Annotated in this window: 15 protein-coding genes; 6 read left to right on the plus strand and 9 right to left on the minus strand. The window is 70.4% G+C overall.

What is annotated here, in order from left to right:
- Positions 1-18: 18 nt before the first annotated feature.
- Entirely contained in the window at positions 19-525 is a 507-nt protein-coding gene (locus LBW94_RS00045; RefSeq protein ID WP_225056176.1) for a winged helix-turn-helix transcriptional regulator, read from the minus strand.
- A 94-nt stretch (positions 526-619) separates the two neighbouring features.
- Here LBW94_RS00045 and LBW94_RS00050 point away from each other — a divergent pair, with 94 nt between their 5' ends.
- A complete protein-coding gene (locus tag LBW94_RS00050; RefSeq protein WP_225056174.1) occupies positions 620-2,044 on the plus strand; it encodes a DHA2 family efflux MFS transporter permease subunit in 1,425 nt (474 codons plus the stop codon).
- A 90-nt stretch (positions 2,045-2,134) separates the two neighbouring features.
- On the opposite strand, the gene LBW94_RS00055 is transcribed toward LBW94_RS00050, so the two are convergent.
- Positions 2,135-4,030, minus strand: a complete 1,896-nt coding sequence (locus tag LBW94_RS00055) for an MFS transporter (RefSeq protein ID WP_416276833.1) — start codon at positions 4,028-4,030, stop codon at positions 2,135-2,137.
- A 114-nt stretch (positions 4,031-4,144) separates the two neighbouring features.
- Between LBW94_RS00055 and LBW94_RS00060 the strand changes: the two genes are divergently transcribed.
- Entirely contained in the window at positions 4,145-4,903 is a 759-nt protein-coding gene (locus LBW94_RS00060; RefSeq protein WP_225056172.1) for an enoyl-CoA hydratase, read from the plus strand.
- A 66-nt stretch (positions 4,904-4,969) separates the two neighbouring features.
- Here the strand turns inward: LBW94_RS00060 and LBW94_RS00065 are convergent, their stop codons facing one another.
- From LBW94_RS00065 to LBW94_RS00095, 7 genes are all read right to left on the minus strand, one after another.
- Positions 4,970-6,334, minus strand: coding sequence for a cytochrome P450 (locus tag LBW94_RS00065; RefSeq protein ID WP_225056170.1), 1,365 nt, complete (start codon positions 6,332-6,334; stop codon positions 4,970-4,972).
- Positions 6,335-6,444: 110 nt separating this feature from the next.
- Positions 6,445-7,314: an SDR family NAD(P)-dependent oxidoreductase gene (locus tag LBW94_RS00070; RefSeq protein ID WP_225056168.1), complete on the minus strand. Its 870-nt coding sequence runs from the start codon at positions 7,312-7,314 to the stop codon at positions 6,445-6,447.
- 5 nt (positions 7,315-7,319) lie between these two features.
- Positions 7,320-8,279 (minus strand): LLM class F420-dependent oxidoreductase, encoded by a 960-nt coding sequence (locus LBW94_RS00075; RefSeq protein ID WP_225056166.1) that lies wholly within the window; start codon positions 8,277-8,279, stop codon positions 7,320-7,322.
- A gap of 108 nt (positions 8,280-8,387) precedes the next feature.
- Positions 8,388-9,611, minus strand: a complete 1,224-nt coding sequence (locus LBW94_RS00080; protein ID WP_225056165.1) for an acyl-CoA dehydrogenase family protein — start codon at positions 9,609-9,611, stop codon at positions 8,388-8,390.
- A gap of 106 nt (positions 9,612-9,717) precedes the next feature.
- Positions 9,718-10,863 (minus strand): acyl-CoA dehydrogenase family protein, encoded by a 1,146-nt coding sequence (locus tag LBW94_RS00085; RefSeq protein ID WP_225056163.1) that lies wholly within the window; start codon positions 10,861-10,863, stop codon positions 9,718-9,720.
- 274 nt (positions 10,864-11,137) lie between these two features.
- Positions 11,138-12,940, minus strand: a complete 1,803-nt coding sequence (locus tag LBW94_RS00090) for a TetR/AcrR family transcriptional regulator (RefSeq protein WP_225056161.1) — start codon at positions 12,938-12,940, stop codon at positions 11,138-11,140.
- Between the two features lie 130 nt (positions 12,941-13,070).
- Entirely contained in the window at positions 13,071-13,724 is a 654-nt protein-coding gene (locus tag LBW94_RS00095) for a TetR/AcrR family transcriptional regulator (RefSeq protein ID WP_225056160.1), read from the minus strand.
- Positions 13,725-13,821: 97 nt separating this feature from the next.
- Here LBW94_RS00095 and LBW94_RS00100 point away from each other — a divergent pair, with 97 nt between their 5' ends.
- The 4 genes from LBW94_RS00100 (at position 13,822) to LBW94_RS00115 (ending at position 18,124) form a co-directional block, all read left to right on the plus strand.
- Positions 13,822-14,655, plus strand: a complete 834-nt coding sequence (locus LBW94_RS00100; protein ID WP_225056158.1) for a TauD/TfdA dioxygenase family protein — start codon at positions 13,822-13,824, stop codon at positions 14,653-14,655.
- Between the two features lie 185 nt (positions 14,656-14,840).
- Positions 14,841-16,163: a cytochrome P450 gene (locus LBW94_RS00105; protein WP_225056156.1), complete on the plus strand. Its 1,323-nt coding sequence runs from the start codon at positions 14,841-14,843 to the stop codon at positions 16,161-16,163.
- Positions 16,160-16,348 (plus strand): ferredoxin, encoded by a 189-nt coding sequence (locus LBW94_RS00110; protein ID WP_225056154.1) that lies wholly within the window; start codon positions 16,160-16,162, stop codon positions 16,346-16,348. The genes LBW94_RS00105 and LBW94_RS00110 overlap by 4 nt, the downstream gene beginning before the upstream one ends.
- A 219-nt stretch (positions 16,349-16,567) precedes the next feature.
- Positions 16,568-18,124, plus strand: coding sequence for an acyl-CoA synthetase (locus LBW94_RS00115; RefSeq protein ID WP_225056152.1), 1,557 nt, complete (start codon positions 16,568-16,570; stop codon positions 18,122-18,124).
- The last annotated feature ends 28 nt before the right edge of the window (positions 18,125-18,152 follow it).

An 18,152-nucleotide genomic window follows, 5' to 3' on the forward strand; every position in this document is an offset into this window, starting at 1 on the left:
CCGCTCATGGCTCATGGCTCACGGCGTGGGCGTGGGCCAGGCCGGGTTGTTCTCGTGCCAGTGCGGATCGTTCGCGTGCGCGGTGACCGTGGCGTGGTCGATGTCGACCTCGCAGCGCGGGCAGCGGGTGGCCACCTGGATCGGGGTGCCGCAGTTGTGCTCGAAGATCACCGGTGGCTCGTCCACCAGCCAGCGGTCGCCCCACAGCCGCAGCGCGGTCAGCACCGGTTGCAGGTCGCGGCCGGCGGTGGTGAGGCGGTATTCGAAGCGTGGCGGATGCTCGTTGTACTGCGTGCGGTGGATGATGCCCGCCGCCTCCAGGGTGCGCAGCCGGGCGGTCAGGATGTCCCGGGGCGCGCCGGTGCTCGCCGCGATGGCGCCGAAGCGGCGGTTGCCCAGGCTGATCTCCCGGATCGCCAGCAGGGCCCAGCGCTCGCCGACGATCGACAGCGCCGTCGCGATCGAACAGGGCCGGCCCGGTACCTCGGCCGCCGGGCGCCGTTCGGGCATCGGATCCACGGTCATCCTCCTAGGTTGTCATATCCAACCGACTCGCTTAGCCTCAAGTGAGTTTGAATTCCAAACTTACACGATACGACTCCGGCAGTGAGGTGAGGGTGTGAGCGAGCTGGCCAGTGATCCAGTGGCACAACGGAACTCGGTGGGGGAGCCGCCGGGGCGGGGTCGCTCCTTCGGCGCGGCGTTCCTGATCGTCGGCGCGGGCGTCGCGATGTCGAATCTGGACCAGTTCATCGTCAACGTCGCGTTGCCGCAGATCGGGGACCACCTCGGGCACTCGTCGCTGAGTTCGGTGTCCTGGGTGCTCAACGCGTACGCGGTGCTGTTCGGGGCGCTGCTGGTACCGGCCGGGAATCTGGCCGACCGCTTCGGCGCGCGCGGGGTCTATCTGATCGGCGTCGCCGGATTCACGGTGGCCTCGCTGGCGTGTGCGCTGGCGCCGAACGTCTGGCTGCTGGTGGTGTTCCGGGCGGTGCAGGCGGTCGGGGCCGCCGCGATGGTCCCGGCCTCGCTGGGCGTGTTGCTGGCCGCGACGCCGCCGCAGAAGCGGCTGACCGCGATCCGGGGCTGGACCGCACTCAGCGGCGCCGCGGCGGCGCTGGGTCCGGCGCTCGGCGGCCTGCTCACCGCGGGCGGGTGGCGCTGGGTCTTCCTGATCAACGTGCCGATCGGGCTGGCGGTGCTGGTGGCGGGTCCGGCGCTGCTGCCGAAGCCGGCGGCGCGCTCCGGCACCGGGCGGCCCGATCTCCTGGGCGCCGCACTGGTCACCGCCGCGATCGGGCTGCTGTCGCTGGCGGTGGTGAAGGGTTCGGACTGGGGCTGGACCTCGGCGGCGGTGCTCGGCAGCCTGGCGGCCTGCGTGGTGCTGCTGGGGCTGTTCGTGGCCTGGTGCGCGCGGTCGGCCACGCCGGTGATGCCGTTGTCGCTGTTGCGGATTCGGCCGTTCGCGGCCGCCTCGCTGGCGAATCTGCTGTTCGCCGTGCCGTTCGCGGCGATGCTGCTGTCGAGTGTGCTGTGGGCCGAAGGGGTCTGGCACTGGTCGGCGATGCGCACCGGGCTCGCGGTCGCGCCCGGGCCGCTGATGGTGCCGCTGCTGGCGGCCAAGGGCGGGCCGCTGGTCACCCGGTTCGGCCCGGCCCGGGTCACGGCGGCCGGGTGCGTGGTCTTCGCGGCCGGGATCGGCTGGTGGATCGCGACCATGCGGACGGCCGCCGACTATCCGGTCGCCATGCTGCCCGGCATGCTGCTCACCGGTGTCGGCGTCGGGCTGACCCTGCCCACCCTGATCGGCGCGGCCGTCACCTCGGTCCCGCCGGACCGCTTCGCCACCGGCTCGGCCGTGGTGTCGATGGCCCGGCAGGTCGGCGCGGTGCTCGGCGTCGCGGGACTCGTTGCGGTACTTGCCCGTTCGGGTGATCCCGAACAGGTGTTCCGGCAGGGCTGGTGGCTGGTCGTGGCCACCACCCTGCTCACCGCGGTGGTGTATCTCGCGGTCGCGCGCAGCCGCCCGGCCGCGAGCCGCTGACCGATGCCGGCGGCGGCACTGTGTGGCCCGTGCAACCGGCAGGCCCGGAGTCGCACGGCCGCACAGTGACCGCCCTCGCCACGAGCCGGGTCAGTGCTCCTGCGTTTGCGGGTGGGTCTGCGCGTGGTGGCCGTCGGTGGTGGGGTCGGCCGGTGCGCTGCCGTTGGATTCGGTTGCCACAGCGGCGGATTCGGCGCTGGCGCCGTTGGTGTTCACGGCGGCGGGGGTGGCCGGTGCGGTGGCCGGGACGAGGTCGTCGGGGACGGCGCGGCCGTCGCCGGCGAACCAGGAGGACACCGCGCCGACCAGCATCATCGCCGCGGCGGTCAGGAACACCACGACCAGGCCGGAATGGAAGGGGCCGGAGATCAGGTGCGGGAAGAACTGCTGTCCGGTGAGCACATCGCCGTGCACGCCGGGCTGGTTCAGGGCGCCGGTCGGGCCGAGCAGTTCCTTGATCGGGTTGTAGCCCAGGAACGCCGCGAACAGGCTGCCCACCGGTGGCAGGTTCGCCACCTGGTCGGCGATGTGGCCGGGGACGCCCTGATCGCGCAGGCCGCTGCCGAGGGTGCCGGGCAGGGTCCGGGACAGGCCGATGATCATGAGCGAGAAGAAGACTCCGATCGAGATGGCCAGGCCGCTGTTGAGAATCGTGCCGCGCACCCCCGAGGCCGCGCCGCGCTGACCCGCGGGCACGCTGGACATCACGACCGCGGTGTTGGGCGAGGAGAACATGCCCATGCCGAATCCCGCGCCGAAGAGGATCAGCACGAACCAGCCGTACTGGAAATCCACGGGTATCACGATCAGCAGCACGAAACCCGCGGCGGTGACCAGGAATCCGCCGGTGGCCAGCCAGCGCGCGCCGTACCGGTCGGACAGCCAGCCCGACAGCGGGCCGGCGGCGAGGAAGCCGATCGTGGTGGGCAGCATGTAGATTCCGGCCCACAGCGGCGTGGACTCGAAACTGAAGCCGTGCAGCGGCAACCAGATGCCCTGCAACCAGATCACCACCATGAACTGGAGACCGCCGCGGCCGACCGACGACATCAGACCGGCCAGATTGGACAGCGCGAAGGCCCGGTTGCGCAGCAGCGTCAACTGGAACATCGGTTGCGCCACCTTGGTTTCCACCAGGCAGAAGACGCCGAGCAGCACGATGCCGCCGATGATGCCCGCGAGCACCCACGGATTGGACCAGCCGGTGGTGGAGCCGCCGTAGGGCTGGATGCCGTAGGTGATGCCGGTGAGCAGTGCGGTGAGGCCGACGGCGAAGGTGACGATGCCGGGCACGTCGAGCGAACCCGGGGTGCGGCGGCCGATCTCGTGCAGTGAGCGGTAGGACCAGATGGTGCCGATCACGCCGAACGGCACGCTGACCCAGAACACCGCGCGCCAATCCCATTCCGCCAGTGCGCCACCCACGACCAGGCCGAGGAACTGACCGGCGATGGAGGCGACCTGGTTGATGCCCAGGGCCATGCCGCGCTGTTCGGCGGGGAAGGCGTCGGTGAGGATCGCCGCCGCGTTGGCCATCAGCATGGCGCCGCCGATGCCCTGGATGACGCGCCAGGCGATCAGCCAGATCGCGCCGCCGCCGTGCTGGAACGGATCGAACGAGGTGGCTATCGCGGCGATGGTGAACGCGACGAAACCGTAGTTGTAGATGCGGACCCGGCCGTACATGTCGCCGAGGCGGCCGAACATCACCACCAGCACCGCCGAGGCGAGCATGAAGCCCATCAGCAACCACAGCAGATAGCTCACATTGCCGGGCGCCAGCGGATTCAGGTCGATGCCGCGGAAGATCGCGGGCAGCGAGATGATGACGATCGAGGAGTTGATGGTGACCACCAGCATCCCGAGCGTCGTGTTCGACAGCACCACCCACTTGTAGTTCGGGTGCTCGCGATCGAACCGGAACCGGCCTGCGCGTGTGGGCGAATCGCCGAGGCCCGGACGGGAATCGGTGCGAGAGTCTGACATCGTTGCGCCTCCTAGGGGGACGGAGCACCGACCCGGTTCAGAATAGTTGCTTAGCGCGTACTAACTACAGTGTGGTGCTCGTCACAGGAAAAATCACTTCCCTAGGATCGGGGCATGGCTGAGATCCTCGTAGAGCATCGGGACCGGGTCGCCGTGGTGACCGTGCACGCCCCGGAGCGTCGAAACGCGTTGACGCTGGACCTGTCCGCGGAACTGGCGGCGGCGGTGGCCGCCGCCGAGCAGGACACCGGGGTGCACGCGCTGGTGGTCACCGGGACGCCGCCGGCCTTCTGCGCCGGGGCCGACCTGTCGGCGCTGGGGGAGGCGCGCGAGCAGGGCCTGCGCGCGATCTACGCCGGCTTCCTCGCGGTGGCGCGGTGCGCGCTGCCGACGGTGGCGGCGGTGGGCGGCGCGGCCGTCGGCGCGGGCCTGAATCTGGCGCTGGCCGCCGACGTCCGGATCGCCGGTCCCCGTGCCCGTTTCGACGCGCGCTTCCTGCGGCTGGGCATCCATCCCGGCGGCGGGATGACCTGGATGTTGCAGGCCCTGGTCGGCCCGCAGCGGGCGGCGGCGATGACCCTGTTCGGCGAAATCCTGGACGCCGACGCGGCATTCGCGGCCGGGCTGGCCCATCGGGTGGTCGACGGCGACCACGACGCGCTGGTGTCGGCCGCCGTGGAATTCGCGGCCGCGGCCGCCGAGGCGCCGCGCGAACTGCTGATCACCACCAAGCGCTCGATGCGCACCACCCGCACCCTCGACACCCACGCCGAGGCCGTGGACACCGAGATCGTGCCGCAGCTGGCCTCGATCGAGTCCCCCGAATTCGAGGCCCGGCTGCACGCGACGAAGGGCCGGATCACGTCGAAGTGATCCGGCCCCTCGTGCCCGGGTGCGCCGGGCCGGCCACGACTCCGGCCGGCGCACCCGGTGCGTCGGTCAGATCTGGGCCTGGTCCTTGCGGACGGTCACCGGCTCGGCGAGCCGCTGTTCGTCGCACACCAGTTGCAATTTCTCCAGCGTCTCGTCGAGACCCGCGCCGAGCCGGGGGCCCGGGGTGAAGGTCGCGGGGAGGTGCCGCATGCCCTGGATGACGCCGATGGTCTCGTAGTGCACCGCACCGTCGGGATCGCACCGGAAGTCCGGCATCCGGTCCAGCACCGCGGTGAGCATCCGCTTGAACACCGTGCGCGCCACGTTGGATCCGATGCAGCGGTGCACTCCGAGCCCGAAGCTGTAGTGCCGGTTGCCCTTCCGCTCCATATCGATCTCGTTCGGATTCTCGAACACCGCCGGGTCGCGATTGGCCATCGCCCACGACAGCCACAGCCGCTCACCCTCCTGGAGGGTGGTGCCGTCGACCTCGATCGGGCCGGAGACGGTGCGCGCGTCGCCGGGGGCGGGGGTGTAGAAGCGCAGGAATTCCTCGGTGGCCGAGTCGAGCAGCAGTTCCCGTTCCCGGCTGAGGGTTTCGCGGTCCTCGGGATGTTCCGACAGCCATTCCAGCGAATGCGCGGTCAGCGCGGTGGTGGTGTCGAAGCCGCCGCCGATGATCAGCGCCAGGTTGCCCAGGATCTCCACATCCGGCAGCGGCTCGCCGCCGATGCGCGCCTGGACCAGGGCATTGATCATGCCGGGGCGCGGATTCGCCTTCACCTCGGCCATGTTCAGCGCCAGATCGGTGTACTCGGCCATCATCAGGTCGAGCACCCGGGCCATGTCCGGGGATTGCGGGGGCGTGTAGACCGAGGCGTGCGCGGGCTCGTTGTAGATGGTCCACTTCTTCAGCGGGATGCCCATCATCGCCAGGGTCAGCACGGCCGGAACGACATTCGCCAGATCGTCGACGAAATCGATACTGCCGCTCTCGATCCGCTCGTCGAGGCAGGCGCGCACCACCTCGTCGACCAGCGGGACCCAGCGGGTCACCGCCGCCGGCGACAGGTACGGATTGAGCAGCTGCCGGTATTCCCGGTGCTCGGGCTCGTCCATCTCCAGGATGCCGCCGCGGGCGTGCTGGGTGCCCTTCGGCGGCGGCGGGATGGTGATGCCCCGGTAGCCGCGCCGCTCACCGAACAGGTCGTTGTCGTTGGAGACCAGCGGCGACCGGGCGAGGGTGAACACCTCCCGGTTGCCGGCGGCGACCCAGTGCCCGTCGTAGGTGTCGGACCAGGCCAGGGGACACCCGGAGTGCATCTGCTGGGTGATCTCCTGGAACCGGTGCCGGTATTCCGGGGTGTGCCGGTCGAAGTGGTAGCGGTGGGGGTGCCGCGCATCGTCGGTGACGGCCGATTCGTCGCTCATCGACGTAGGTCCTCCTCTCGAGAGGTGCGGCTTCCCGACTGTAATGAGAACCACACTTACTCAAATGAGAACGTTACTCTCGCCCGGCCTCCTCCGGAGCGTTTTCGGCCTCAGTGCCCGCCGCGGATGAGATTCAGCGGGGCGTGGTTGGCCCAGCCGTCACCGGGCCAGTTGAACCAGCCGGCGGAGGCGTAGGTGCCGCCGTCGGGGTGCAGGGTGGTGCCGGTGAGATAGGTGGACAGCCGGGAGGCCAGGAACACCACGCAGTTCGAGATGTCGGTGACCGCACCGGCGCGGGCCATCGGGATGGCGACGCGCACGCCGTCGGGTTCGTACAGCGAGCGGTCGCCGCTGTGCCCGTTGCCGCCGGCCATCTTCTCCAGATTCGGGGTGGGGACGAAATCCGGTGCGATGTTGTTGATCCGGATGTTGTCGGGGGCGACCTCGACGGCCAGGGTGCGCGAGAACTGTTCCACCGCGGCCTTGGCCGCCGAGTAGACCGCGTAACCCGGTGCGGCGCGGTGTGCTTCGATCGTGGTGATGTTGACGATGCTGCCGCCGCGGCCGCCGGCCCGCATCCGGGGGACGGCCAGCGAGCACGCCTGGAGCACGTGCAGCAGGTTCATCCGCAGCAGGGCGTTCCACGAATTCGGGCTGGTGTCGGTGAACGGGGCCCGGAAGGTGCCGCCCGCCAGATTCACCAGGGTGTCCAGCCGGCCCCAGCGATCGTCCACCGCGGTGAACAGCGCGGCCAGGGTGTCGGGGTCGCGGACGTCGCCCTGCCGGAGCAGGGCCTCGTGACCGTCGGCGGCCAGGCGGGCGCGCAACTGCTCGATCGCCTCGCCGTCGGTGTCCAGGACCGCGGTGCGGACGCCGTTGGCGGCCAGATCCGTGACGATCGCCTGGCCGAGACCGCCTGCGCCGCCGGTGATCACGGCGACGGTGCCGTCGAGCCCGGCGCGCTGCTCGAACCATCCCATCGCCGTCACCCCCGGAGGTAGGTCGCGCCGAAGCCCTCGATGAAGTCGAGGGTGGCGGAGGCCTCGTTGCTGCGGCTGGACACGGTGACCCAGTCGATGCCGATCTTCTCCAGATGCGCGATGACCTCGCGGTGCCGGTCGGCGTCGGCGGTCGGGTTCAGGATCGTGGTGTCGTTGTAGGAGTAGACGACATCGATGTGCTCGGTGCGCCCGGCCTCGCTCGCGGCGGAACGGATCGCGGCGATCTTCCCGGCCAGCTCGTCGAAGCCGCCGAGCTCCGGGGTGCGGGCGGTGGAGTTCAGTTCGCCGCCGCCGCTCATCGGGATCCAGCCCTGCGCGCGCTGCCCGACCCGGCGCTGGGTCAGCTTCGAGTTGCCGCCGATCCAGATCGGGATGGGGCTCTGCACCGGCTTCGGCCGGGCCACCACGTCGCGGGCGTTGAAGTGCCGGCCCTCGTAGCTGAACGGCTCGCCGCTCCAGTGCAGCGGCAGCACGTCCAGGGCCTCGTCGAACAATGCGTTGCGTTCCTCGAAATCGACACCGAGAGCGTGGAATTCGCTCTTCTGGTAGCCGGTGCCCAGCCCGACGATCGCCCGGCCGCCGGACAACTTGTCCAGTGTCGCGGCCGATTTCGCCAGCAGGAACGGATTGCGGTAGGGCGCCACCGCCAGATAGGTCAGCAGCTTCAGCCGCTCGGTCGCCGCGGCCACGAAGCCCAGCGACACGAACGGGTCGAGGGTCTGATGACCTCCGGCGGCCAGCCAGCGGGCGCCGGGGATGGGATGCTCGCTGAGCGAGAAACCGTCGAATCCGGCGCGTTCCACGGCGACGGCCACGTCACGCAGGGGCCCGGCATCCAGTACGTCGCCGTCGTAGCCGGCGGTTTCGGGGTAATGGAAGAAGAATCGCATCGTCACCTCGTTGCTCGATGCCGGGGCCGCGTCGGTCCGGCGGGCGGACGTCACGCCGGGGGCGAGAATCCTGTTTTAGCCACTACTGCATTTAGCATTCTTCATGAGATAGAACAAGCCTCTCGCCGCACGTGTGGATTCGGCGAGAGGCTCGCTCCGGGCCTAGCGACCGTGCTTGACCTGGTTGAACGGCACCCCGCGATCGGCGGCGAACTCGCGCGGCATGCCCAGCAGCCGTTCGCTGATCGCATTGCGCGACATCTCGGCACTGCCGCCGGCCAGGCTCCAGGAATTGCGGAACAGGTAGTCGATGCCGAGCTGCTTACCGGTGCCGTCGGGCGCCGCGGTGGCCGCCGACGCACCCGCGATCCGGATCGCCGTGTCGATCTGGAACTGTGCGTTCTCCGCGCTGAACAACCGCACGATCGAGCTGGCCGGGGGCGGCAGCTCGCCGGTGGCGAGCTGCCGGGAGACGCGCGCGACGAGCTGGTCGCGGACCCGGAACATGGCCCGGGCCTCGCCGATGTCCTCGCGCACCCGTGGATCGTCGAGGCGGTTCACCGAGCGGGCCAGCTTCACCAGTTCGCTGAGGTCCGCGGACAGCCGGGCGCGGTTTCCGCTGGTGTACGGCGAGGTGCCGCCCATCGCGGAGCGCTCGTGGAACAGCAGCCGCGAGGCCGCGGCCCAGCCGCCGTTCACCTCGCCGAGCACGGCGTCGGCGGGCAGCCGGACGTCGTCGAAGAACTCCTGGCAGAACTCGGTGCTGCCGGTGACCTGCTTGATCCGCTGGATGGTGACGCCGGGGGCGTGCACCGGCACCAGGAACAGGGTGAGGCCGTCGTGCTTGGGGACGTCCCAGTCGGTCCGGGCCAGGCACAGGCCGTAGTCGGCGGCGTACGCGCCGGAACTCCAGATCTTCGAGCCGTTGAGCACCCATTCGTCGCCGTCGTGGTCGGCGCGGGTGGTGAGTCCGGCCAGATCGGAGCCGCCGCGGGGTTCGGACAGGAACTGCACCAGCAGTTGCTCGCCGCGCAGCACGGCCGGCAGATGCTTGAGCTTCTGCTCCTCGGTACCGAGGTCCAGGATCGTCGGGGCGCAGATCGACAGCGTCGGGATGTTGAACACCAGCGGCATCTCGTACGAGAACGACTCCTCGGTGAAGGCACGCTGGTGGGCCGTGGTCAGACCCTGGCCGCCGTACTCCTTCGGATAGCACAGGCCCGCGAAGCCGCCGTCGGAGAGGATGCGTTGCAATTCCCGGGACCGGCCCCAGATGTCGTCGTTCTCGGGGCCGGAGTAGTGGCCGGTGGCGAGGGGCAGATTGTCCTTCAGCCAGCGCCGGGCGCGGTCGCGGAACTCGTCGACGGATTCCAGTTCGGTGCTCATACCGGCCCACCGGCCTCTCTCGATCGGCGCACATCCGGATTCGACCGGATGTGGGAAAGTGGTTGCGGCGCAGTGTATTCGGTGCGCCGATGCAAGCTGTCCACGGTCAGGCCGCGGCGGTGATCAGATCGGTGATACGCCGGCGGTGCTCCTCCGGGGTGCCGTACAGCGCGCGGCCCAGGGTGACCCGGCGCAGGTACAGGTGCAGGTCGTGTTCCCAGGTGACGCCGATACCGCCGTGGATCTGCACGCAGTCCTGCACGATCAGCGGAGTCTTCGCGCCCACATAGGATTTCGCGACGCTGACGGATTCGGCGGCCGCGGCCGGATCGTCGTCGTGGTCGGCGGCGGCCGCCTCGGCGGTCGCGCGGCAGGCCTCCAGCCAGGTCTTGTTGTCCGCCATCCGATGCTTCAACGCCTGGTACGACGCGAGCGGGCGGCCGAAGGTGTAGCGGTCGAACATCCACGCCACGGTGGTATCGAAGGCGCGGTCGGTGGCGCCGACCGCCTCCGCCGCCGTCAGCGTCGCCGTCACCTGGATCTCGGCCACCAGTGCGGCCGCGGCCGCGGCGCCGGTGTGCACGACGGCGGCCGCGGGGACCGCGACATTCTCGAAGCGCACCTCGGCGGTGCGGCGGACCAGATCCAGGGTCCAGGTCGGTGTGATCGTCACGCCCGGCGCATCGGCGGGCACGAGAACCTGTACGGGTCCGTCCGGACCGGCCGCGGTCACCAGGAACAGATCGGCCTGCTCGGCGGCCTCGACGCGATCCTTCACGCCGCTGAGCCGGTGGTCGCCGCCGTCGGCGGTCAGCGTGGTCGTCACCCCGGCCACCGTGTCACCGGCCGGGAACGTCAGCCCGTGGCCCGGTTCGTACACCGCCCACACCGCGATCCGCTCGCCGGCGACGATCTCGCCGGTCACCTCCGCGAACCCCTCGCCGGCCGCCGCCAGCCCGGCCAGCACCGCACTGGTGGTGACCAGCGGCCCCGGCGCGCAACTGCGCCCCAGCTCGGTGGCGACCAGCGCCAGCTCGGTCAGCGGCCGGCCCGACACGGACCCGCCACCCCACTGCTCGGGTACCAGCATCGCCGTCCACCCCAGCTCCGCCGCCTGCCGCCACCAGCCGCGATCGAATCCGGCCTCCGCCTCCGCAAGCGCGCGCACCGCGGCGATCGACATGGTGTCGGCGAGAAACTCCCGCGTGGTCGACTGGAACAACCGCTGGTCCGCGGTCAGCTCGAAAGTCATGATTGTCCGGCCCTCCGGAAGACGCCCTGAGCAAATGCCCAAACAAAGTTGGCACATGTCTAACATTCGCCCGCCGACCCGGTCAAGGCGCCGCCGGTCCCGCCGCCCGCAGCCGCCGCTGACCTGGCCCGTGGTTCCCCGGCCGCGCCGCTGGAGGAAAGGCGGGTGTGGCGGCGGGACCGGCGGCGCCTCGGGTCGGCGGGGCGCCTCGGCTCTCGCCCGGCGTGGCGCAGCTCCCGGCGGTCCGGCGCCGCTCGCGGTGGGTCCGGAGTGCTCAGGCCGATGGCCGGCGGGTCGCCGCGTTCAGCTGCGTGGTGAACCAGGCGACGGTGTCGGTGTGGCCGGCGGTGATACCGAGCATCTGCTCGGAGATCAGCAGGCGGGTGACGGCGGCGAGGACGAAGCCCAGCACGCTCGGCGGAATCGCGGTCGCGCGCAGGCCGTTCGGGAGGAGGCGGGTCAGGGCGGTGCGCTGGGTCTCGCGGGAGATCTCGGTGTAGAGGGCGACCTCGGAGCCGATCTCCTTGCGGTGGTTGGCCAGTGCGATGAACTCCAGGACCAGGGCGGTGTCGCGATTGGTGTTGTGCAGGTCCCACATCGAGCGCAGGGCGCGGCCGGTGTCGAGGGCGTGCCGTTCCCGGTCCAGGTGGCGCTGCGCGCCGCGGCGGAACACCGCCAGGAACAGATCGTCCATGGTGGGGAAGTAGTAGTGCACGAGTGCCGGTTTCACACCCGCCACGGCGGCCACCCGGCGTGAGGTCGCCGCCGCGTAGCCCTCGGTGACCATCACCTGCGCGGTGGCGTTGAGCAGCTGTTCCCGGGCGTTCGGCTCACCGTTCCCGTTGCGGCGGCGCGGCATCGGGTCGATGTCCGGTGGAAGGGATTGTGCGGGTCCGGGTGTCGCGGCCCAGGGCGCGGCCGCCGCGTACGCGGGGCCACCGGGCATCGAGCCGGGGGCGTTCGTCGTCGCGCCGAGCAGCCCGTTCTCGGCCGTCGCGCCGGTGCCGGCGGGCACACCGATGGTGACGGCGGACGAGGTGGCCGGGGCGACCGTGCCCGGAGCGGTGGAGATCGCCTCCGGCGCAAGGGATGTCGCAGGGTACGGCGCCGAGGGCGCGGCCGGGACGGCCGCGGGAGGGGTGTCGGATAGCGCCGCACCGGCGGGCGAGTCTGCGGGGATCGCGTTGCCGCGCGTCAGTGGTGATGCGGATCCGGTTGCCGCCGTGCTGGTTTCGACTGGATCGGCCGGTGTCGTACCGGGCATCGCGGCAGCCGGTGCGTCGGCCACCGTGGCCGGAGCCGCGCCGGAGTGTGCCGTGTCCGGCACAGCGGTCACTGCGGCAGGGGCCAGGTGGGCGTGCGCGGTGGCGAGTGCGGCGGTGGTCGTGGCCGTGATCGCGGCGGGGACCGGGTCCGGGCGCAAGCCGCGGACGAAGAGGTGGACCGCACTGGAGATCGTGCGGTCGGCGGCGGCGGGGCCGGGGCGGGCGTGGCCGAAGACGGTCGAGCGGCCGGGGGCGGTCACCATGGCGAGGAAGTGGCCGGCCAGCAGTTCCGGATCGTCGGCGACGATCGCGCCGAGGCGGGCGTGGTGGCGCAGCAGGTCGGCGATCAGCTGTTCGGCCGGCCACGAGGTGGCCTGCCGGGCCAGGTCGGGATGGCGTTCGGCCTGGGCCGCCGCGATCCGGCGGAGTTTGACCAGGTCGGGGTGCAGGGAGCGGGCCCAGGCGGTGGCGGCGATCTCGGTGAGCGCGTGCGTGAGGTCGCCGGGGGCCGGGGCGGTGGGTTCGGGGGTCGGCCAGTCGGCGCGCTGGACCGCCCACTCCAGCACCGACCGGAACATCGCCTCCTTGCTCGGGAAACGGGTGTACAGCGAGGCTTTCGTGGTGCCCGCCGCGCGCGCGATCGCCTCCATCGAGGTGCCGTCGTAACCCTGGTCCAGGAACAGGTGCAGCGCCGCCCCGCGCAGTGCGCGATCCAATTCGGTGGCCTGCGCCCGTGTCGGCCGCCCGCCCCGCCGGGCGCGAGGATCGGCGTTGTCGCCCGAGGCGGCGGGAGGGGTGCGGCTCGGCGTCATGCGGTGCAGTCTGCCAGGATCGGGCCTGGCACGAAAACTAGACCTCGACGTATAGTTTCGCCCGGGTCCCGATGTCAGGACAATGCTGAGCGCTTGCTCTAGAAACTGCTGAACTTGTGCTCAGCGTGGTTCAGCCGGCCGCGGGATGGTCGGTGGCCGCGGATTCGAAGCGGTCCAGGTGGCTCTCCACGAATTCCACCAGCTCCGCGTGCCCGCGATGGATGCCCAGCGCGTTCTCGGTGGCCAGCACCCCGGACAGGCTCGCGATCAGCAGCGACACCACCACCGGCGGGAATTCGGCCAGGTCCAGGCCGCGCTCGCGGGCGATGAAGGTCAGCGCCGTCACCTGGATCTCGCGGAAGCGGTCGGTGTAGGCGGCCAGTTCGGCGCGGATGGCGGGGCGCTGGTTGGCCAGGGCCATGAACTCCAGTTGCAGCCGGGTGCCGTGCGGTTCACGGCTGAGATCCCACAGCGCGCGCAGTGGCCGGTCGGAGAAGATCGCCCGGCGCTGCCGCTCGACGTGCGCTTCCGCGCCGCGCCGGAACACCGCGAGGTACAGGTCGTCCATGGTCGGGAAGTAGTAGTGCACCAGCGGCGGTTTCACCCCGGCGGCCGCGGCGACGCGGCGGGAGGTGGCCGCACCGTGCCCCTCCTCGCGCATGATCGTCGTCGTCGCGTCCAGGATCGCCAGCCGGGTGGCGGAATCCGCCGCGCCCACGCGCCGGGCGCCGGTGCGCGCGGGCCCGGCGCCGCTCGAACGGCCTCTTGACCTCGCTTCAGTCACGGTGTTAAGCATAAACACGCCAATTGTTTGAGCACCAGTTCAGCATTCCGCCGGGGCAGGCCCGCTCCCGGCTGCTGCCGGATCGAAGGGGTCCGCCGTGACCGTCACCACCACCGAAATCAGCGACCACATCGGGCTCGAGGTCTCCGGGATGACCGGCGCCGATCTGACCGGCGCGACCGCCGCCGAGCGGTTGCGCACCGCCCTGGACCGGTACGGCGTCATCGTCTACCGCGAGGCGCACGTGACCGACGCCCAATTGGTCGAGCTGAGCCGCCATCTCGGCGAGGTGGTGGTGGCGCCCTACGGCGGGGAGAAGGAATTCCCGGAGGTGCAGGCGGTCACCCGCGATCCGTCCAAGAGCGTGCTGGCCGCCTACCGCGAGGGCACCTTCTTCTGGCACATCGACGGCGCCACCGACGCGGTGCCGCAGCAGGCCACGCTGCTCACCGCGAAGGTGGTCGCCGCGGACGGCGGCGACACCGAATTCGCCAATACCTTCGCCGCCTTCGCGGCACTGCCCGAGGCGGACCGGGCCGAATACGACGGCCTGCAGGTGGTGCACAGTTTCGCGCACTCGCAGCAGCTGGCCAATCCGGAACCCACCGAGAAGCAGCGCGCCGCCTGGGACAAGGTGCCCACCCGGGTGCATCCGCTGGTCTGGACCAGGTCGAACGGCCGCAAATCGCTGCTGATCGGCGCGACCGCGGCGAGCATCGTCGGCCGCTGCGAGGAGGAGGGCCGCGCGATACTCGATCGGCTCCTGGAATGGTCCACCCGGCCCGAGTTCTCGCTGCGGCACCAGTGGCGACCAGGCGATCTGGTGGTGTGGGACAACACCGGAATGTTGCATCGCGCACAGCCGTACGAGGTCAGCTCGCGACGGTTGATGCATCGCACTACCCTCGTCGGCGAAGAAGCGGTCGCCTGACCGCCCCCGGAGCCCGAATCGCCCGCGACGACCCCGAGGTCAGGGCAGCCTAGGTTGACGCCTTCGGCCCCGCCTGTGAGAATCGGCACGTACAATATTGAGAGTGGCATTCTCGCTCGAGACTCCCAGGTGGTGTCGCGGGCAGTACGGCGCCAGTCGCCGGCCGCGGTGCGAAAGGGAGTCGAGTGGCGGACGACGACATCGGGTCGCTGAACTATTTCACCGACAGCACGCTGGTCACGGATCCGTACCCGTATCTCGACGCGTTGCGCGCCCGGGGCCCGGTCACCCGGGAACCGCACCACAACGTCGCCATGATCACCGGATACGACGAGGCACTCGAGGTGCTCAACGATGTGGAGAACTTCTCGTCGTGCCTCTCGGTGACCGGTCCGTTCCCGGGCCTGCCCGTTCCGGTGGAGGGCCGCGACGACGTGCCCGAACTGATCGAGAAGTACCGGGACGGCCTGCCGCTGTCCGATCAGCTGCCCTGCCTCGATCCGCCGGTGCACACCGACCATCGGGCGCTGCTGATGCGGCTGATCACCCCGAAGCGGTTGAAGGAGAACGAGGATGCGATGTGGTCGCTGGCCGACCGCGTCCTCGACACCTACCTGACCCCCGACGCGAACGGCGTCGCATCCGGTGACGTCATCGCCGATTTCATCGGCCCGTTCACCCTCTACGTGATCGCCGATCTGCTGGGTGTCCCCGAGGACGACCAGCAGGAGTTCCTGCACGCGTTGCAGCGCGGCGGGCACCACCAGGAGGGTGGCGGTCTCGGCAGCACCGAGGGTGAGGCCATGGCGCACAACCCGATCGAGTTCCTCTACGGCCGGTTCTCCTCCTACGTCGAGGACCGCCGCCGCGAACCCACCGGCGACGTGCTGACCAGCATGGCCACCGCGACCTTCCCGGACGGCTCGGAGCCGACGGTGCTGGATGTGGTGCGGGTGGCGGTGAATCTGTTCTCGGCCGGTCAGGAGACCACGGTCCGGCTGGTGAGCAATGCGCTGAAGCTGCTCGCCGACGATCCGGAACTCCAGCGGTATCTGCGCGCGGACCGCAGCCGGATCCCGAACTTCCTGGAGGAGGTGCTGCGCACCGAGAGCCCGGTCAAGGGCGACTTCCGGTTGTCGAAGGTGCCGACCACCGTCGGCGGCGTGGATCTGCCGTCGGGGACCATCGTGCTGGTGAGCAACGGGGCGGCCAACCGCGATCCGCGTAAGTTCGAGGATCCGTCCCGGTTCGACGCGGCCCGCTCGAATGCCCGCACGCACATCGCCTTCGGCCGCGGCCCGCACACCTGCCCGGGCGCCCCGCTGGCCCGGGCCGAGGCGCGGGTGGCGCTGGAGCGCATCCTCGATCGCACCACCGATCTGCGCATCGTCGAGTCGGTGCACGGCCCGGCCGGCGCCCGGAAGTTCGACTATCTGCCGACGTTCATCCTGCGCGGCCTGATGTCCTTGCACATGGAATTCGACCTGGTGGAGGTGGCGGCCCGATGAAGGCTTCCGTTGATTGGGATCGCTGCCGTGGCCACGGCGTCTGCACGACGATCTGTCCGGAGGTGTTCGTCCTGAGCGCCGACGGTTATGCCGAGGTGCCGGATCCGGCTGTGCCGGTGGAGCTCGAGGCGGCGGCGCGCAATGCCGCCGACGCCTGCCCGGAGCGGGCCATCGACCTCAGCTGAGCGCCCCGCGCGCCTACGCGAGCCACTGCGGTATGTGCTTGTACCGCAGTGGCTTTCGTGCATTCCGGGGCGGTCGTGGCGGTGCGGCCGCGGGTGCGCGAACTTGCGCGTTTCGCCGCGCGCGGGCCACCCTGGTGGGAGCATCGTTCACGTGGGTAAGAATAAAATTCTCTCTGGCGCGAATTCTCATTCTTGGCCGATCCGGCCGGGAGCGGCGCGATGAGCGCCGCGGAGCTGACCCCCGCCCGGTTCGCCGAGAAGGATCCGGACCGCCCGGCGTTCGTGATGGGCTTCGGCGGCGAGACGGTGACCTACGGTCAGCTGGAGGACCGCTCCGTCCGGTTCGCGCAGGCGCTGCGGGCGCGCGGGCTGACCGTCGGCGACCATATCGCGATCGTCATGGAGAACAACCGGGCCTTCCTGGAGATCACTTGGGCGGCACAGCGTTCCGGGCTCTACTACACGGCGGTGAACCGGCACCTGCGGGCCGCGGAGGTGCAGTACATCCTGGACGACTGCGGCGCCACCGCGCTGGTGACCAGCGAGTCGATGGCCGACGTGGTCGCGGGCCTGGAGCTGTCGAAGCTGGGTGCGCGGGTGTGCGCGGCGGGCGACCTGGACGGCTTCGAGCGGTACGAGGACCTGCTGGCCGAACAGCCGGGCGGACCGCTCGACGGCGAGTGCGAGGGCCGGGAGATGCTGTACTCGTCGGGAACGACGGGGCGGCCCAAGGGGATTCGCAAGCCGCTGCCGGCCACCGCGCTCGGTGATCCGAGCGCGGGCCCGGTGCAGATCGCGCGCGGGCTGGCCATCACCGGCGCCGTCGAGGGGGCGGTGTTCCTGTCCCCTGCGCCGCTGTATCATGGTGCGCCGCTGGTCTTCTCGATGTCGTGGCACCGCCTCGGCGGCACCGTGATCGTGATGGAGCGCTTCGAACCGGAGCGGTTCCTGCAACTGGTCGAGCAGTACCGGGTGACACATGCCCAGGTGGTGCCGACCATGTTCATCCGGATGCTGAAACTGCCGGCCGAGGTGCGGGCCCGCTACGACACCTCCAGCCTGATCGACGTCACCCACTCCGCGGCGCCCTGCCCGGTGGCGGTGAAGCGGCAGATGATGGACTGGTGGGGCCCGATCATCAGCGAATACTATTCGGGCACCGAGGATGTCGGGCACACCCAGATCAGCGCGGCGGAATGGCTGGCGCATCCGGGCTCGGTGGGGCGGCCGCGGCAGGAGTGCCACATCGTCGGCGAGGACGGCGAGGAACTGCCGGTCGGTTCGGTCGGCGTCGTCTACTTCCACGGCGGCCGGCCCTTCGAATACCACCACGATCCGGCGAAAACCGCTGCCGCCGCGCATCCCAAGGGCTGGCGTACCCTCGGTGACATGGGCTATCTCGATGCGGACGGCTACCTGTACCTCACCGACCGGCAGGCCCACATGATCATCTCCGGCGGGGTGAACATCTATCCGCAGGAGACGGAGAATCTGCTGGCCGGGCATCCGGCCATCGCGGACGCCGCGGTCATCGGGGTCCCGGATCCGGAGATGGGCGAGCAGGTCAAGGCCGTGGTGCAGCTGATGGATCCGGCCGCCGCCTCGCCGGAGCTCGCGGTCGCGCTGATCGACTACTGCCGGGCCGAACTGGCCGCCTACAAATGCCCGCGCACGGTCGACTTCGTTCCCGAACTACCCCGCGATCCGAGCGGCAAGCTGTACAAACGGCGTCTGCGCGAACAGTATTGGGAGGGTCACGACTCGCTGGTCATCTGAGCCGCCGGGGGGTGCACCGGCCGGTCGC

Origin of the sequence: Nocardia sp. alder85J, from assembly GCF_020176955.2 — a bacterium.
Classification (GTDB): domain Bacteria; phylum Actinomycetota; class Actinomycetes; order Mycobacteriales; family Mycobacteriaceae; genus Nocardia.

What these genes read in the sequence shown, in the direction of transcription:
- LBW94_RS00045 (WP_225056176.1), bottom strand. Translation starts at nt 525, where the DNA reads ATGACCGTGGATCCGATGCCCGAACGGCGCCCGGCGGCCGAGGTACCG.
- LBW94_RS00055 (WP_416276833.1), bottom strand. Translation starts at nt 4,030, where the DNA reads ATGTCAGACTCTCGCACCGATTCCCGTCCGGGCCTCGGCGATTCGCCC.
- LBW94_RS00060 (WP_225056172.1), top strand. Translation starts at nt 4,145, where the DNA reads ATGGCTGAGATCCTCGTAGAGCATCGGGACCGGGTCGCCGTGGTGACC.
- LBW94_RS00065 (WP_225056170.1), bottom strand. Translation starts at nt 6,334, where the DNA reads ATGAGCGACGAATCGGCCGTCACCGACGATGCGCGGCACCCCCACCGC.
- LBW94_RS00070 (WP_225056168.1), bottom strand. Translation starts at nt 7,314, where the DNA reads ATGGGATGGTTCGAGCAGCGCGCCGGGCTCGACGGCACCGTCGCCGTG.
- LBW94_RS00080 (WP_225056165.1), bottom strand. Translation starts at nt 9,611, where the DNA reads ATGAGCACCGAACTGGAATCCGTCGACGAGTTCCGCGACCGCGCCCGG.
- LBW94_RS00085 (WP_225056163.1), bottom strand. Translation starts at nt 10,863, where the DNA reads ATGACTTTCGAGCTGACCGCGGACCAGCGGTTGTTCCAGTCGACCACG.
- LBW94_RS00090 (WP_225056161.1), bottom strand. Translation starts at nt 12,940, where the DNA reads ATGACGCCGAGCCGCACCCCTCCCGCCGCCTCGGGCGACAACGCCGAT.
- LBW94_RS00110 (WP_225056154.1), top strand. Translation starts at nt 16,160, where the DNA reads ATGAAGGCTTCCGTTGATTGGGATCGCTGCCGTGGCCACGGCGTCTGC.
- LBW94_RS00115 (WP_225056152.1), top strand. Translation starts at nt 16,568, where the DNA reads ATGAGCGCCGCGGAGCTGACCCCCGCCCGGTTCGCCGAGAAGGATCCG.